The following is a 17,358-nucleotide window of genomic DNA, read 5'->3' as shown; positions in this document are numbered from 1 at the left end:
GGGCGTCCACACCTTTGAAATTTATGAATCCGTTACGCGAGGGAGGAAACGATCTGATCAGTCGTCAGTACCGGTACCAATGCGGCTTTCGTGCGCCTCGTACCGACCGGATGACCCCGAAAATGCGATCTATCTGAATGGTCGCCCTTGGGCGGTAGAGGGCTGAACTGCGGCGTGAGGCAGGTCACTTGGCTGAAAGAGTATGCGCTTTCCCGATCTTGAGCGTAGGGCCTCGATGACGGAAAGTTCGCACGCACGTGCCTGCCGCAGGCGCGTGCTTTTGGTGTTTCCGCACCTTCTCCGTTGTCTGTATTACCTGGGTGGGAGTCGACGCGATGCGTTCTTCAGGTCCACCGTCATGGCTGGGGCGGGGACGCCTAGCCGTGACGGAGTCACAACGACGGCGCCGGCGGCTGAGCCGCACGGCGACCGTCCTCTTGTTGTCCTCGATGCTGACGGTGACGAGCCTCAGTTCGCAGGCGTTGGCGATTCCGGGCGACGGGATGAGCCGCGAGGAGCAGACCTCGCAGGTCGATCTGCCGGACATTCCCCAGAGCACGGAGCTCGAGGGTGATGAGACGGCGCAGAAGGCGCTGACGACGGCGCAGGAAGTGCCGGTCACTCCGTACGTGCCGAAGAACGTCACCCCCTGGGTGGCCGATCTCGGTACCGCGACGCTGACGGAGACGAGCGCGCCGGGCACCACGGTCCCGCTCTCGGCGAATCTGCCGGTCGCGATCGGTGTTCCCGAGGGCGGGGACCCGGCCGCGGTGGACGGTCAGTGGAGTGTCGACCTGAAACCGGTCGAGGCGTCGCAGGACGCCGGCGTGTCCGGCATGATCATGAAGGTCACGCCGCCGGCCGACGTCGACCCCGCCGCGCAGGTCGCGCTGAGCGTCGATACGACCGGTTTCGCCGACCTCTATGGGCCGCAGGCGGCTGAGCGTTTCGGTCTGACGCTGCTGCCGGAGTGCGTCTACTCCGACCCGAACGCGGGTGAGTGCGCCGACGACGGCACCACCACGATGGCGGGCGGCAAGGACGAGGGCGTCGGTTTCGAGCGCCTGAAGACGTCGGTGGAGGTGGTGCCCGCCAAGGAGGCTCCCACCAAGAGCACTGCGGCCAAGGGCGCCAAGACCCGCACGGTCCTGACCGGCACGATCCCGGTCGCCCAGCTCCTCGACGACGAGGCAAGCACCGGTCCCACGGCCCGCAAGGCGTCCTTCTCGGCGGCCGGGACGTCGACCGGCGGGGGCGCGGTCGGCATGCTGGACACCGGTTCCTCGGCGAAGGGTGACTTCACGGCCTCGCCGCTGCTGTCGTCCGGCTCCTGGTCGGCCGGTTCCTCCTCCGGTGCGTTCACCTACAACTACCAGGTGCAGGTGCCGGAGACCGCCGGTGGCCTGATGCCGAAGATCGGCCTGGGCTATTCGTCCCAGTCGGTCGACGGCCGCACCTCGGCGTCGAACAACCAGGCTTCGTGGATCGGTGACGGCTGGGACTACAACGCGGGTTCCATCACCCGTACGTATGCCAACTGCCGTCAGGACTCCAAGCGGGCCGGGTCGAACAACGCCACCCACAAGACGGCGGACCAGTGCTACGGCTCGGAGAACGCCACCCTGAGCCTCGGTGGCATGACGACCGAGCTGGTGTGGGACGCGGCCAAGCAGCAGTGGTTCACGGCCAACGGTGACGGTTCGAAGATCGAGCGGATCAAGGACACGTCCAAGGATCCCCGCTCGGGCATGAAGGACGCCGACGGTGAGTACTGGGTCGTCACCACGAAGGACGGTACGAAGTACCACTTCGGTCTGAACAAGCTCCCGGGCTGGTCGGACAACGGCACCGCCGCTGACGACCCCTACACCGACTCGGTCCTGGCCGTCCCGGTGTACGGCAACCACGCCGGTGAGCCGTGCTACAAGGCCGGTGACTGGAAGAACTCCTTCTGCAACCAGGCCTGGCGCTGGAACCTCGACTACGTCGAGGACATCCACGGCAACGCCATGTCGCTGTGGTGGAAGCGCGACCTCAACTACTACGCGCGCAACTTCAACTTCAAGGCCCCGGTCGAGTACCACCGCGACGGCTACCTCTCGCGCATCGACTACGGCCAGCGCAAGGACAGCATCTTCTCCGCCCCCGCCCCGGCGCGCGTGAACTTCTCCGTCGAGGAGCGCTGCTTCACCGAGGGCACCCTGACCTGCGCCGAGGAGAACTTCACCTCGAAGGACATGGGCAAGTACCGCATCTGGTACGACACCCCGGCCGACCTTCGCTGCGCGCCGGTCACCACGACCTACAAGCAGAAGTGCTGGAACGCCGGCCCGACGTTCTGGTCCCGCAAGCGCCTGGACAAGATCACCACCTCGGCCCAGCGCCGCACCGACACCACGGCCCGCCAGGTCGTCGACGAGTACAAGCTCAACCAGAACTTCGCGGCTCTGAAGACCGGCGTGAACACCGCCCTGTGGCTGGAGTCGATCTCCCGCACCGGTTACGCCCGAAACGGCTCCACCGACGCGAGCGTCACGCTGAACTCGGTGCGTTTCGAGTCCAACGCCGAGGACATGCCCAACCGCGTCATGCGCGGCGCGGCAGACCCGCGCCCGGGCTTCTCCCGTCTGCGCATCGACCGTGTGATCAACGAGTACGGCGGCGAGACCGTCGTCACCTACAAGCCGGCCGAGGGCCAGTGCGCCACCGGCATCGGCCTGCCGATCAAGACCGACACGGCCGCTCTCAAGGCCAACAACCGCCTGTGCTACCCCACGTACTGGAACCCCGACCCCGAGGTCGAGGACATCGACTGGTTCCACAAGTACGTCGTGGACTCCATCGAGGAACTCCCGAACGTGGCCGGCTCGTATGGCACGAAGACGTTCTACGAGTACAAGAACGCCGGCTGGAAGCTCGCCGAGGCCGAGTTCACCAAGAAGTCCACGCGCACGTACTCGCAGTTCGCGGGCTTCGAGCAGACCACGGTCCTGACCGGCCCCAAGCCGTCCGATGTGGACAGCGGTGAAGGCTCCACGGGCGAGAACACCCCTGGTGTCGACTCCCCGCAGACCAAGGCCGTGAGCCGCTTCTTCCGCGGCATGGGCGACACCGTCCCGGTCAAGGACGTCCACGGCAACGTCATCAAGGCGTCCGACGGCTCCACCGTCTACGACCACGAGGCGTTCGCCGGCCGCATCGCCGAAGAGCTCTCCTACACCAACGCCACCGACGCGGACACCAACTGGCTGACCCGCAGCGTCACGATCCCGGAGGCGACGGAGCTGGCGAGCCGCGACCTCGGCGACGGGCTCAAGCCGCTGAAGGCGTGGCGGGTCACGGAGCCCGAGGAGATCGCGTACACCAAGTCGTCGGGCACGAACACGGACGACCCGCGCACGCTGCGCTCGGTGAAGACGACGACGACGTACGAACCGACCTACGGCCTCCCGACGATGGTGGAATCGCTGGGCGACACCGGCAAGACCGGTGACGAGTTCTGCACCAAGTCGGAGTACATCCACCAGACGGCGATGAACCTGATCGGCCTGAGCAAGCAGGTCCTGATCTCGCCGACCACCTGCACCAGCGCCAACTGGTCCGACCTCGGCTCGCTGACGGGGGCCAACCGTACGACCTACGACGGCACCACGTACGGCACCGCACTCGGCTCCACGACCCGCGGTCTGGCCACCCAGTCGTGGGCGCTCAACGCCAACGGCACCGGCTTCCAGTCCAGTGGCACCAAGGAGTTCGACGCCATCGGCCGCGTGGTCAAGCAGACCCCGGCGGAGCAGCTGGGCCAGCCGTCGCCCAAGTCCTCCACGATCACGTACGACTCGATCGGGCCGGCCACCGGCCAGGTCTTCAAGATCACCTCGACCAACGTGCTCGGCCACACCGAGATCCAGGAGCTGGAGCCGGGCCGCTCGGTCACCGTCAAGACGACTGACGCCAACAACCACGTCAGCGAGGCCGTGTACGACCCGATGGGCCGGATGGCCGAGGCCTGGGCACCGGGCCGTACCCCGGGTTCGGGCGTGCCGGACTTCAAGGCCGTGTACACGATCCCCCCGCCGGAGGTCGACCCGGAGGACTCGGAACGCGAGATCCGCAGGCCTCCGTACGTCACCACGTACGCGCGTGGTTACGAGGACCGGATCGAGAAGTCCGTCACGCTCTACGACGGTCTGGGCCGCGAGCGGCAGTCGCAGGAGGCGGCGGACGGCGGCGGCCGTCTGATCACCGACACGCTGTACAACAGCGCCGGTGAGGTCTACCAGACCAACAACGCCTACCTGAACGAGGAGGACCCGAGCGGCGAGCTGTTCACCCCTCTGGCGGACACCGCGGTTCCGAACATCACCCGCTACAAGTACGACGGCCTCGGCCGCGTGCTGGAGGAGATGCCGGTCCTCAAGGTCAAGCTCCCGGGCACGACCGAGGCCATCTCGCAGGAGGTCCCGGAGCGGGCCGTCCGTTACGAGTACGGCCAGGACTGGTCGAAGGTCATCCAGCCGCAGGGCGACTCGTCCTACCGTGTCTGGTCGGACGCGGTCGGCCGCACCGTCCGCACGGACACCTTCAACCCGGCGGCCCCCGGGGGGTTCACGTCCACGCGCTACCAGATCGACGGGCGCGGCCAGGTCGTCAAGGCCATTGCGTCGGCGGATCCGACTCACCCGTGGTCGTGGACGTACAACCACATAGGCCAGATCGAGACGTCGACGGACCCGGACTCGGGTACGAACCGCAACACGTACGACGCCTTCGGCCGGATCCAGATGACCGAGAACGACCGAGGCGTCAAGGTCTGGAACAGCTACGACGAGCTGTCGCGTCCCAAGGAGGTACGCGAGGCCGGGCCCGCCGGCAAGCTGCTCTCCTCGTTCACCTACGACACCGTGCCGGGCGGCAAGGGCATGCCCGCCACCGCCACCCGCTACACCGACGGCGCGGCCTACACACAGACGGTCAACGGCTACACGAAGGAGTACGAGCCGACAGCGACGACGCTGTCCCTGCCTCAGTCGATCGTCGACACCTGGGGTCTGAAGAAGGACTACAGGTACGACTACACCTACAACGACCGCGGCATGCTGGACGAGACCACCCTTCCCGAGGTGGGCAAGTTCGGCGCGGAGAAGCTGGTCTTCCGCTACAACAAGGACGGCAAGCCCCTCTCCCTCTCCGGCAAGGACTGGTACGGCTCGGAGACGGTCTACTCTCCGTACGGTCACGTCTTGCGCTCCACCCTCGGTGCCCAGCCGTACCGGGTCTGGACGCAGAACTCCTACGACGAGTCCAGCGGTGAGCTGGCCGAGCAGTCGGTCTACCGCGAGAAGGGCGGCCCCAGCGACACCACGGCCGACAGGAGCGTCGTCGGGGGCAACCTGGTCTCGAACCGGGCCTACGGCTACGACCCCTCCGGCAACGTCACCTCGATCCAGGAGAAGTCCACCGGGATCGCGGAGCGCCAGTGCTTCGTCTACGACCCGATCGGGGAGCTGAAGTCCGCCTGGACCTCCAAGGACCAGACGAGCTGCGTCAACCCGAGGAACGCGGACGGCTCGCTCAACAAGAACGCGGACGGCACGCTCCGGGTCGCTGCCGGTGCGGACAGCTCCGGCTACTGGCAGGAGTACGAGTACGACCTGCTCGGCAACCGCACCAAGCTGACCGAGAACGACCTCACGGGCGACACCACCAAGAACGCGGTCACCACGTACGCGTACGGCAAGAACGCCGCCAAGGACCAGCCGCACACGCTGACCAAGGTGTCGAAGAAGTACAAGACGCCGGCCGGCGCCGACGTGACCGCCGAGGCGACCCGGCTGTACGAGCTCACCGGTGAGACCAAGACGATCACCTCGGTCGAGAACGGCGACAAGCAGGACTTCGCCTGGACGTACGACGGTCTGGTCGACCGGATCACCGGTGCGGGCACCGGCGGCAAGACCCCGTACGTGGGTCTCGGCCAGAAGTGCCTGGACCTGAAGTCGGGTCTGGGCGCGACCGGCCAGCCGATCCAGCTCTACGCCTGCAATACCTCGATGGCGCAGAACCTCAAGTTCACGCCCACCCCGGGCACGGCGGCGTCGCCGCAGGCCGACCCCAACCGGGGCTCGCTCTCGGTGAACGGCTCCTGGTGCCTCCAGCCCGCCGCCAACACGGCCGGGTCGGCGGTCCAGGTCCAGCAGTGCGGCACCACGGCCGCGCAGCAGATCGCGCAGGAGCTGAGGCGCAACGCTTCCGGGCAGCTCACCCACCTCGCCTCCGGTCTGTGCCTCGCGGTGCAGGGCGCGGCGAACGTGAACGCGACGCCGATCGTGCTCGCCACCTGCGACGCCGCTTCCGCGGCCCAGCAGTGGCTGCCGCAGAACGACACCCGTCACATCTACGGCCCCGACGGCTCGCGCCTGCTCACCATCAAGGGCAAGCAGGCCACGCTCCACCTGGGCGAGGCCGAGGTGACCGTCCAGCAGGGCGGCGTCCTGGTCAACACCCAGCGCACCTACCCGGCTCCCGGCGGCGCGGTCATGCGCTACGCCTACGGCACCGGCGGGGACACCCTGGTCGCCCAGACCACGGACCACCAGGGCAGCGCGTACACGGAGGTCGCCCTCAACGGCGGTCAGTCGGTGCGCATCCGCAAGCAGGACCCCTTCGGCAACGAGCGCGGCACCACCGGTGCCAACCTCCAGAACCACAAGGGCTTCCTGGGCAAGACCCGCGACGACGCCTCCGGCTACCAGCCGCTGGGCGTCCGCCTGTACGACCCGGTGGTCGGACGCTTCCTGTCCGTCGACCCGCTGCTCGATCTGAACGACCCGCTGCAGTCGAACGGGTACGGCTACGCGCAGAACAACCCGGTCACGTACTCCGACCCGACCGGCCTCGCGATCAGCCTGACCGCATCGGAGAGGGCAGCGGCCCTCGCCGGAGCCGGTCTGTCCGCGGCCCAGGTCGCGCAGGCCGAGGCGATGCAGGGCAAGTCCCTCACCTCGGTCATTCTCGCCGTCGCGTGGGAGACGCTGAAGGACTTCATCGGCATCAACGACGCCATGGCCTGCTTCGGCGGTGACATGTGGTCGTGCGTCAGCATCGTGGTCGACGCCGTCCCGTGGATGAAGCTCGGGAAGATCCCGTCCCTCATCAAGGCGGTCAACCGCACCATCGATGCCATCAAGGCCTTCAAGGCGGCCAAGAAGGCGGCCGAGGCCGTGCTGAAGGCGGCCAAGGCAGCCGAGGCAGCCGCACTGAAGGCCAAGAAAGCCGCCATCGAGAAGGCCAAGAAGGAGGCCGCCCAGAGAGCGAAGAAGAAGGCCGCGGAAGCCGCCAAGAGAAAGGCCGACGAAGCGGCCGCCGCGAAGCGGAAGACGGGTAACCCCGTCCAGAAGCGGTCCCAGTCCAAGGCCGCGCCCAAGTCCTCCTCGCAGGCGAGCAAGGGCGGCGGAAGCAAGGGCTCCGGCGGCGGAGGCGGCGGCAAGTCGGGCGCCTCCTCCCGCAGCAAGGGTGGCTCCAGCGGTGGTGGAGGTTCGGGCAAGGCCAGCGGCGGTAGCAGCGGCGGCGGCAGCGGCGGTTCCTGCAGCACGGCCGACAACAGCTTCGTGCCCGGCACGCAGGTGTTGATGGCCGATGGTTCCACCAAGCCGATCGAGAAGGTCAGGACCGGCGACAAGATCAGGGCGACCGACCCGAGGACCGGGGAGACCCGGATCGAGACGGTCACCGCGGAGATCAAGGGTCAGGGCCTCAAGCGCCTCGTCACCGTCACCATCGACGTCGACGGTGCAGCCGGCTCGAAGACGGCCCAGGTCACCGCGACAGACGGCCACCCCTTCTGGGTGCCCGAGCTCGGCAAGTGGATCGACGCAGCCGACCTGAAGTCGGGCGAGTGGCTGCAGACCAGCACGGGTACCTACGTGCAGGTCGCCGCGGTCCAGCGGTGGACCGGCCAGGACGCCAGGGTCCACAACCTGACGGTCTCGGACGTCCACACGTACTATGTTGCGGCGGGTAGCGCCCCGGTCCTGGTCCACAACTGTGGAGCGAACGTCGATGGGTATTACTACCGCGGTGTCGTCGAGGGGCACCATAGCTATGACACCGCTGCGCAAGGCCGTGCGGTGCCCCGCGGAACCCGCGCGGACATGAACGACCACTCGGGTGGAGATGGCACGGATACCATTTTCACGTCGTGGTCGGACGACTTCGAAACCGCCGAGTTCTTTGCCCAGAATCGGGGAGACAAGTTTATTGGGAGAGGTGTGATGCTGCGCATCAGGGTGGCAAGCGTCGATCCCGCCATAGGGCCGTCGAGAAACATTCAGATCCACGGCGGTCCATATGAAAGGTTCTTTGAAGACGAGCATCTCATCGTCGGTGAAATCCTCGCCGACGACATCAGCTTCGACTTCGGGGAAACCTGGACACCAGTCAGGCGGCGATGAGGTGAACGAGGTATCCGCGAGTGAACTGCTCGCTGCATTCGAGTCCGACTCCGATGCCAGCATTCAGGCCAAGAATGCATTGCTTTCCGGAGCACCTTTCGAGATCTGGCTCAAACCTCTTCCAGCGTCGATGCTTCGAGGCATCCTTCGCGGGAGGGTGGGAAGTCTGCAGCGGCGCGGTAAGCCGGTTGTCGGGATCACGGAATGCCTTGCGGGTCTTGCCGAAAAGGGCGAGCAGGGCGTTCTTGTGGCCAACGTGGACGATCGCGAACGAGGCGGATACCTCTTTCGGCTCTACCTTGATCCGCAACCGCTCAAAGTGGTCGGATGTATGGGGTTCGGCTCCTCCCCCGAAGGTGACCCCACCACCGGTCCCGAGTAAACACCGCCGATAGGGGAAGCCTCACAGAGTCCCAGCGGCCCCACCGGATCTGTTTCCGGTGGGGCCGCTGGGCTTTTGACGTGATGCCCACACCTCACGGATCCCGAGCCTCCAGCCACAGCCTTTTCCGGGGCCGTGAAAAAGAGGACCGGCAACCCGGTTCTCAAGAAGGGACAGGCCAAGACCGCTCCGAAGATATCCTCGGGTCACGGCGGTCAGGAAGTGGACCCGTGCGGACGAGACGGTGCACGACCTGACCGTCTCGGACTTCCACACGTACTACCGGCGGCCGGCGTACGGGTGGGTAGTGGTGATAGGGAAACGCATGTGGGGATCGGTTGACGGTAGCGGCCCTGGGGAAGGCGGGGCCCGGCGCCGACTGTACTGCGGTGACCGGCCTCACGGAGTCGCGGGAAGGGCGCCCGCCGCTCAGGGGTGTCAGGCCGCAGGGCGGCCCGCGAAGGTGACCCCTTCCCGGTCCTCGTCCAGAGCGATGGTCAGCGAGGCTTCCACCTCGACGGCGAGTCTGCGCGGAGAGGAAGCGTCGGTACTGAGACGGCGCCGGCGATCTCGGGGAGACCTGGTCGCCCGTCAGGCGGAGGTGAGATGAACGAAGTATCCGCGAGTGAACTGCTCGCCGCGTGGGAGTCGGGATCCGAGGTCAGTATGCAGGCCAAGGATGCCCTGCTCTCCGGAGCGCGTTTCGACGTCTGGCTCGACCCCGTTCCGGCGCCGAGACTCCGGGGCATCCTGCGCCGCAGGGTGACAGCCACGCAACGGCGCGGCAGGCCGGTCGTCGGGGCCGCGGAATGCCTGGCGAGCCTCGTCGAAACGGGCGAGCGGGGCCTTCTCGTGGGCTTCGTGGACGACCGCGAACGAGCGGGATACTGGTTTCAGCTCTACCTCGATCCGCACCCGCTCAGGGTGATCGGATGCGTCGGGGTCGGCCTCTCCCCCGGAGAGGGCCCCGTCACGGGTTCCGCGTGAAGACCGGCGGCCCCACCGGATCTGTTTCCGGTGGGGCCCGCCGGGCCTCATGGAAAGAAGCCCCGCCAGGCGTCGCCTGGCGGGGCTTCCTCATGCTCCCGTACCGTTCACCCGGTGTGTCGGGCCATGGTCGTGCCGAGGTGCGGCCTTCGCCTAGTAGACGCTGACCCCGTACGCGTTCAGCGCCTCGGTGACCGGCTGGAAGAACGTCGTGCCGCCCGAGGAGCAGTTGCCGCTGCCGCCGGAAGTGAGGCCGATCGCGCGGCCGCCGGAGTAGAGCGGGCCGCCGGAGTCGCCCGGCTCGGCGCACACGTTGGTGCGGATCATGCCGTAGACGATGTCCCCGCCGCCGTAGTTGACGGTGGCGTTGAGGCCGGTGACCGAGCCGCTGTGGGTGCCGGTGGTGGAGCCGCGGCGGGTCACGGACATGCCGACGGTGGCGTTGGCGGCGCTGGTGATGTCCACGTTGCCGACCGTGCCGGACTTCGTGACGGAGCTGTTGGTGTAGCGGACGATGCCGTAGTCGTTGTTCGGGAAGCTGGAGCCCGAGGTGGAGCCGAGGACGGTGGTGCGTCCGGAGTTGGAGTACCAGGTTCCGGCGCCGTCGGTGCAGTGACCGGCGGTCAGGAAGTAGTAGTTGCCCGCGCTGTCGCGGACGTTGAAGCCGAGTGAGCAGCGCCAGCTGGTGGCGTAGATCGCGTCGCCGCCGGAGATCAGCTTGTTGAACGTGCCCGGGGTGCGTTCGACGCGTATCGCGCCGGCGTTGGCCCCCGCCTGGCGCTTGATCTTGGCTATCTCGGCCGGGGACACCGTGGAGTCGGCGGTGACGACGAGCGTCTTGGTGGCCTGGTCGACGTGCCAGGCGGTGCCCGGGACGTCGGCGGCCAGGACGGCGTCGCCCGCGGCGGAGAGCTGGGTGGCGCTGAACGTCCGGGCGGTGTCGGCGTTCGCGGTGGGGACGGCGAGTGCCGCCGCGGCGACGAGCCCGGTGGTGACGGCGAGGAGGCGGGTTCGTCTCGCGGTGGCCTTGAGGGGGTTGGTGCGCTTGATCCTCACTTCTCGTTCCTCCAGAGGGGAATCGGGGGCCCGCAGTGGGGTGTCGGACCCGTGAGGCGCGGCCCCGGGGGGCCGGCGCTGTGGGGGAGTCTCGGCCCGTCCGGGCCCGCGCCGCAAGGGCGCCTTTCGGCCGTACGACGCTCAACTACCGTTCGGGAGAGACCGTCTTCGGTGCGGTGCGTCAGTACAGGCTGACCTTGTACTTGGCGAGGGCTTCGGGCACCGGCTGGTAGAAGGTCGTGCCGCCGCTGGAGCAGTTGCCGCTGCCGCCCGAGGTGATGCCGAGCGCCTTGGTGCCGTCGTACAGGGCGCCCCCGGAGTCTCCCGGTTCGGCGCAGACGTTGGTCTGGATCATGCCGCGCACGGTGCCGCCTCCGGAGTAGCGCACGGTGGCGTTCAGGCCGGTGACGGTGCCGCTGCGGGTGCCGGTGGTGGAGCCGGAGCGCTTGACGGACTCTCCGACGTAGGCGTCGGCCGCGGTGAACCCGCCGGGGTGGGCGAGGGAGGTGTTGTCGTAGCGGACCAGGGCGTAGTCGTTGCCGGGGAAACTGGAGCCGGTGGTGGCCCCGATCAGCGTCGACTGGGCGGAGTCGGCGTACCAGGTCTTCACGACGTTGCCGCAGTGGCCGGCGGTGAGGAAGTAGTACGTCGCGCCGCTGCGGACGTTGAAGCCGAGCGAGCAGCGGTAGCCGTTGCCGTAGATCGCGTCACCCGCTCCGAGCAGGGGCGTGAACACGCCCGGGGTGCGCTGGATGGAGAGAGCGCCCGCGTCGGCTCCGGCGGCCTGCCGGATCCTGGCGATGCCGGCGTCGGAGACCGTGGAGTCGGCGGTGACGACGACGCGGCCGGAGGCCCGGTCCACGTACCAGGCGGTGCCTCCGACGTCGGCCTTGAGGACGGCGGCGTCGGCGCGGGCGAGCTGGGCGGCGCCGGCGGGCTCGGGGGCGGGCGATGCCTGGGCGCCCGGCAGAGCGAGGGCGGTGGTGGCCACGAAGGCCGCCGCGACGGCGAGTACGCGGCCGGCGTGCTTGAGTCTCGTCGGTCTCTTCACTGAGCTCCTTCCGGTAAGGCGGAGCGGCCCGTGGGTGACGGGCGCGGTGCGGTTGTATGGCGTGTTCCTGACATGCACCGCTGCGATAGTGACCCCCGCATGACGGACGCACAAGACCGCACACCGAACGGGACTTCCCGCCCGCCCGGCCGAAGCTGTCCCCCTCAGGCCCCGCTCACGCGCCTCTCCCCCGCCGGGACCGCCGTGTCGAGGGTGTTGCCCGGCGGCGGGAAGGGGCAGATGAAGTGGTCGACGAAGGCGCACGGCGGCAGCAGCGCCCGGTTGAAGTCCACCGTCACCGAGCCGTCCTCGGCCGGGGCGGCGGGGCGCAGGAAACGGAAGCGGTAGCTGTCCCGGCCGCTGGTGGCGTCCGCGAAGACCGCCCAGAGCGTGCCGTCGTCCTCGACCGCGACCTGGAGGACGTGCTCGGCGCCGTGGAGCTCGAAGGCGAGGTCGCCGGCGAGGTGGAGCCCGCGCTCCCTGCCGTCCGCGTTCTCCACCCGGACGCTGCGGGCCCGCTCGTACGCGCGGAACGTGCCGGGTACCACCCAGCGCTCGTCGTAGGGTGTCGCCTCGATGCCCCGGAAGGACCGGCGGGTGTGCGACTCCGGGTCGAAGTCCCGTACCGCCCAGTCCCCTTCGCGGCGCAGAAGGACCAGCCGCCGCCCCGCGGACTCGGCGCGGGACTCGTGGACCGGGGAATGGTCCGCGGTGAGCCGGACGGTGCCGATCAGCGGCTTGCCGTCGACGGTGACGGCGTCCTCGACACCCGCCGTGAGGGTCACCTCGTCGCCGTCCACCCGCCACAGCCCGGGAACGGCCGGAATTCGCCCGTCCGGATAGTCGGAGAGCCAGTACGTGCCGGCGAGGGAGAGCGGTCCGTACGACGAGGCGACCGCGGCGACGCGCTGCTCGTGCCAGTGCCGCCAGTCCGCTTGGGGGTCCGTGCTCATGGGTTCCACCCTTCCACACGGGCCGGGGAACCCCGCGAGCCGGCCGTGACGTCGCGCCGGAGTACCCCGTACGGAAGACCACGGCCGGGCCGGGCCCGAGCGGATCCGGATCAGCCGGCTCGGCTCGGCCGGGACTCGACCCGTCTCGGCTCGGCTCTGCGGCGCGGACGACGACGGGACGTCAGCAGTCGCACCCGCAGCAGTCACAGCACTCGCAGGCGCAGTCGCAGCCGTCCTCGTTGCGGCAGCAGCCCTTGCGCTTCTTCCGGGACCACGGGCCCTCGTACTCCTTCGCGCAGCAGAGCTGGCAGGTGCAGAACAGCCAGGTGAAGGCGGCGCAGCCGGCGAGGAAGCCGCGCGGCTTCGGGCGCTGCGGCCCGCCGCCCCCGCCGAACTGCGGCGGCGGCCCGCCGTATCCCCCCGGGCCGCCCGGGCCCCCGGCCCCGCCTCCGTAAGGATTCCCGCCATACGGGTTCCCGCCTCCGTTCCCGTACGGGTTCCCGCCGCCCTGCGCGCCGCCGTTCCCGTACGGATTGCCCTGCCCCGGGCCCGGAGTGCCGTGCGCGCAGGTCGTCGTCCCGAACGCGCGGTCCACCGAGTTGCGCAGTTCGTGCGCCAGGAGCATGTGCGCCAGCGTGCCGTCGACGAACTCCGTGTCCCGCAGCGCCAGGCGTATCCCGTGCAGCGCGTCGTCCGCGAGGCGCCGGGCCTCCGCCAGGGAGGTGCCCGTGGCGGTGAGCGGGTTCCAGGCACCCGACGCGGCGTCGGCCTCCTGGTCCTCCACGGCGTCCAGGAGGTGGGCGAGGCGTCCGAAGAGCCGACCGGCCTCGGCCAGCGGCGCCGCGTTCCCCGGCCGGCCGGCCAGGGCGGCGGTGTGGGCGAAGGCGGCCGCGGTGGCCGTCTCGGTCGGTTCGGTCACGACCAGGAGCGACGTGCCGGGGCCGGCCAGGGACTCGATGCCGCCCTGCCGGTCCACCGCGTCCACCAGGACGTCCGTGTCGAAGCCGAGTTCACGGCCGGTGCGGGCACCCGCGAGGTCCCAGGACCTCGCGACGCGGCGGGCCGCGGCGGCGACCGGGCTGCGGGCCAACAGCCCGTCCCGGTCCGCGACGTGGTCGCGGACCTTGGCCGAGGCGAGCACCAGGGACACCGTGGCGGCGAGCCGGGCCCCCTCGCCGTGGGCGACGGGGGCCCTCTTCATCTGGCGCAGGGGGCAGGGCCCCGCCGTGCGCCGGCCGCCGGGGACCGCGCCGGTGCGCGTACCCGTCTGAGCCTCCGTCAGGACCGAGACGATGAGGCCGTCGTAGTTGGTCACCACCCGCGCGAACTGGCCATGATCGGCCCGAAGGGCCAGGCAGAGGCCGCAGAGATGGGCCATCCACTCCGTCTTGAGACCGTCGGTGAGACGGTGCGTGCAGGGCCTGACGATTCCGAACAAGAGACTCCCCCGTGAGTCGTGCGCAGGTGACGTGCGCGCGTGCGCCAGGCATCGTATCGAGCCGGGCCGTTCACCCGTACGCCCGCCACGTCACCCTTCCGGCCCGACTTTCATATTTTAAGTTGCGCAGCCCGTGCAATCCTCCGTCAGGCCCCGCATACCGCAAGTTTCCTGACGATTCGCCAGCAACCGGGCCTCACGTTCTGCACCAGTACCGTCACGAATCCCCTGCGCGGCGACTATCCACTTGGCGCGCGATCCGCATGATGGACCACGATAGGGAATGCGGAACCACAAGTGACCGCGCTGAAAGGAGGCGTCCATGGGATCGGTGCGCAAGGCGAGTGCCTGGCTGGGACTCGTCGAGGACAACGACGAGCGTTACTACGACGACGAGTACGCCGAGGGTGCCGAGAACGGCGACGCCTGGGTGACGGACCCGCGGGTGCGGGTGGCGTCCGACTCGGCGCATGAGCAGGGCCGCCGGATCGCGACCGTCTCCCCGGACGGCTTCCGGGACGCCCGGGGCATCGGCGAGCTGTTCCGGGACGGGGTCCCGGTCATCGTGAACCTCACCGCCATGGAGCCCTCCGACGCCAAGCGGGTGGTGGACTTCGCCGCGGGTCTCGCCTTCGGCCTGCGCGGATCCATCGAGCGCGTGGCGACCCGGGTCTTCCTGCTGACCCCCGCCGACACGCAGATCGTCAGCGGGGACTCCGCCGGGCGTGCGCAGGACGGTTTCTTCAACCAGAGCTGAGCGAGGTGCTCCCGGCCGGCCCGATCCGGTCCGACCGATGACACCTCGCCCGGTGAGCGCCTCGCCCGGGTCGGCCTCGGTCCGCGCCCGGCACATGCGCGCCCGGTACGTCCCTCGCCCGGGTCGGCCTCGGTCCGCGGTCGGCATGTCCGCGCCCGGTACGTCCGCTCCGGTCAGCGCGCGGTGTGTCCGGATGCGGCCCGCTCGGCGTGTTCACGGACGACCCGCTCGCGACCCGCGGCCTCCCCGGCAGGGTGTTGTCCCCGCCCGACGGGCTCGCTGGGCAGGGGCTCGCGCGTGGCCGGCACCCGTACGGCGTCGCAGGCGTCGGCGAGCACCGGGAAGGCGGCCGCCGTCTCCTCCGCGTCGGCCGGGCACTCCATGACCCGGGGCAGCCGCAGGGCCATCAGGGCGCCGAGCAGCAGCAGCCCCGCGCTGACGAAGAGCGTCACGTGCAGCCCGTTCACGAAGGCGTGCCGAGCCGCGTGGTACAGCGCCGATCCAGCCGCGCCGCCGAGCTGGTCGGCGGTCTGGTAGGCCTCGCCGAGCGAGTTCGCCGCGGCCCGGCTCGCGGCCTCCGGGACCCCCGGCACGGAGGCGAGACCGGGGGCGTACGACGCGTTCATCACGCTGCCGAGCAGCGCGATGCCCATGCCCGCACCGAGCTGGTACGAGGTCTCCCCGATGGCCGCCGCCCCGCCCGCGCTCTCCGGCGGGGCCTCGCTGAGCATCGACTCGTAGGCCGAGAAGAGCGTCGTCTGCAGCCCGAAGCCGAGCAGCACGAAACCCACGGTGAGCAGGAGCGGCCGGTCGTTCTGGCCCATCAGGACCAGCAGCAGGACGGCCGCGGCGGTGAGCACGAAGCCCCAGCCGACCATGTGGCGCGGCCCGATCCGGCGCAGCGTGTACGAGCCGGTGGCACCGGCCGCCATGGCGGCGAAGGTGAGGGGCAGCAGCCGCAGCCCGGTCTCCAGCGGGCTCAGGCCGAGGACCAGCTGGAGGTACTGGACGGCGATCAGCTCCAGGCCGACCAGGGCCAGCATGGCGAGCACGATGCAGCCCACGGAGGTGGTGAACGCGGCGCGGGAGAACAGCCGCATGTCGATCAGCGGGTGCGTGCGCCGCCGCTGCCGTCGTACGAAGAGGACCAGGAGCGCCGCCCCGAGGAGCAGCGGCCCCGCCGTGGCGAAGGAGAGCAGGGGCTCCCCCGCGCCGATCCGCTTGACCCCGAGGACCGCGCCGAGGACTCCGGCCGCCGCCATCAGCGCGCCGAGGACGTCCCAGGGACCGTCGCCGCTGCCCTTGGACTCGGGGAGCAGCCAGCGTCCCGCCGGGAGGATCAGCGCCATGAGCGGGATGTTGATCAGGAAGACCGAGCCCCACCAGAAGTGCTCGACCAGGAAGCCGCCGAGCACCGGACCGGTGGCGGCGCCGACCGCGGCGACCGCCGTCCAGATGCCGATGGCGGTGGCGCGCTCCCGCCGGTCGGGGAAGACCGCCCGGAGGATCGACAGGGTGGCCGGCATGATCATGGCGCCGCCGACCCCGAGGAGGGCGCGGGCCCCGATGAGCACCTCGGGGGCGGTGGCCAGGGCGGCCACCGCGGAGGCGACCCCGAACAGCGCGTAACCGAGCAGGAGCACCCGGCGCCGCCCCACCCGGTCACCGAGCGTGCCGAAGAGGATCAGCAGCGAGGCGCAGATCAGGGGGTAGGCGTCGACGATCCAGAGGAGCGCGGTGGAGCTGGGTCGCAGGTCCTCCGTGAGGGAGGGGACGGCGACGTGGAGCACGGTGGCGTCCAGGGCGACCAGCAGCAGGCTGACGCAGAGGACGAGGAGGACGACCCAGCGGTTGGCACCGCCGCCCGCGGCCCGGAGCCGTGCTCCGGCCGTGATCGTCCGCTGCATGTCCGTACCTCCCATGGAATCTCTCGCGCTCGGCGGTCGCCGACCGGGGCGCGTGGCCTCGGGGCGGCCCGGCATCGACGGGCGAGTGAGCCGTCAGCGTACGCGAGTTCGCGGCCCGAGCGCGTGGTGCAGCTCTCACCCCGTCGGGCCGGGAGGTGTGGCGTACGCCACTCCGCCCGCGCCGCGTGTCGCATGGAATTCCGCACGGACAAGCCTGCGAGGCATTATCCCGGCGTACAAACAGACTTCCGGAAAGTCGCCTCGCGCATTAGGGCCGAAGGTCATCGGATTCTCAGACCGGGGCCGGGGAAAAACCCCCGGTTGAGACCAACTCCACATCACATCGTCATCACGAAGAGACCGGATCGACCAGG

The 17,358-nt window shown here is 69.5% G+C and carries 9 protein-coding genes; 4 read left to right on the top strand and 5 right to left on the bottom strand.

Features of this window, described 5'->3' with window-relative positions; genetic code table 11:
- Positions 1 to 449 precede the first annotated feature (449 nt).
- From ACZ68P_RS18365 to ACZ68P_RS18355, 3 genes are all read left to right on the top strand, one after another.
- Positions 450 to 8,453: a ricin-type beta-trefoil lectin domain protein gene (locus ACZ68P_RS18365; RefSeq protein ID WP_471007724.1), complete on the top strand. Its 8,004-nt coding sequence runs from the start codon at positions 450 to 452 to the stop codon at positions 8,451 to 8,453.
- A gap of 1 nt (position 8,454) precedes the next feature.
- Positions 8,455 to 8,835, top strand: coding sequence for a hypothetical protein (locus tag ACZ68P_RS18360; RefSeq protein WP_471007264.1), 381 nt, complete (start codon positions 8,455 to 8,457; stop codon positions 8,833 to 8,835).
- A 606-nt stretch (positions 8,836 to 9,441) separates the two neighbouring features.
- Positions 9,442 to 9,822 carry a hypothetical protein gene (locus tag ACZ68P_RS18355; protein WP_471007263.1) on the top strand — a complete coding sequence of 127 codons (381 nt, stop codon included), beginning with the start codon at positions 9,442 to 9,444 and terminating at the stop codon, positions 9,820 to 9,822.
- A 153-nt stretch (positions 9,823 to 9,975) separates the two neighbouring features.
- Here the strand turns inward: ACZ68P_RS18355 and ACZ68P_RS18350 are convergent, their stop codons facing one another.
- The 4 genes from ACZ68P_RS18350 to ACZ68P_RS18335 form a co-directional block, all read right to left on the bottom strand.
- The gene (locus ACZ68P_RS18350; RefSeq protein WP_471007262.1) at positions 9,976 to 10,878 is read right to left on the bottom strand and encodes a S1 family peptidase; all 903 of its coding nucleotides are present in this window, start codon (positions 10,876 to 10,878) and stop codon (positions 9,976 to 9,978) included.
- 181 nt (positions 10,879 to 11,059) lie between these two features.
- Entirely contained in the window at positions 11,060 to 11,929 is an 870-nt protein-coding gene (locus ACZ68P_RS18345) for a S1 family peptidase (protein WP_471007260.1), read from the bottom strand.
- A gap of 164 nt (positions 11,930 to 12,093) precedes the next feature.
- Entirely contained in the window at positions 12,094 to 12,882 is a 789-nt protein-coding gene (locus ACZ68P_RS18340; RefSeq protein ID WP_471007258.1) for a DUF1684 domain-containing protein, read from the bottom strand.
- A 181-nt stretch (positions 12,883 to 13,063) separates the two neighbouring features.
- Positions 13,064 to 14,320 (bottom strand): DUF5685 family protein, encoded by a 1,257-nt coding sequence (locus ACZ68P_RS18335; RefSeq protein WP_471007256.1) that lies wholly within the window; start codon positions 14,318 to 14,320, stop codon positions 13,064 to 13,066.
- Between the two features lie 322 nt (positions 14,321 to 14,642).
- Here ACZ68P_RS18335 and ACZ68P_RS18330 point away from each other — a divergent pair, with 322 nt between their 5' ends.
- The gene (locus tag ACZ68P_RS18330; protein ID WP_365721019.1) at positions 14,643 to 15,077 is read left to right on the top strand and encodes a cell division protein SepF; all 435 of its coding nucleotides are present in this window, start codon (positions 14,643 to 14,645) and stop codon (positions 15,075 to 15,077) included.
- Between the two features lie 173 nt (positions 15,078 to 15,250).
- On the opposite strand, the gene ACZ68P_RS18325 is transcribed toward ACZ68P_RS18330, so the two are convergent.
- Entirely contained in the window at positions 15,251 to 16,984 is a 1,734-nt protein-coding gene (locus ACZ68P_RS18325) for an MFS transporter (protein ID WP_471007255.1), read from the bottom strand.
- Positions 16,985 to 17,358: the final 374 nt, after the last annotated feature.

The sequence above is a fragment of the Streptomyces sp. NPDC036822 genome (assembly GCF_055609145.1).
Note: the sequence above shows the minus strand (reverse complement) of the source record. Positions and strands in the feature narration are given on the sequence as shown.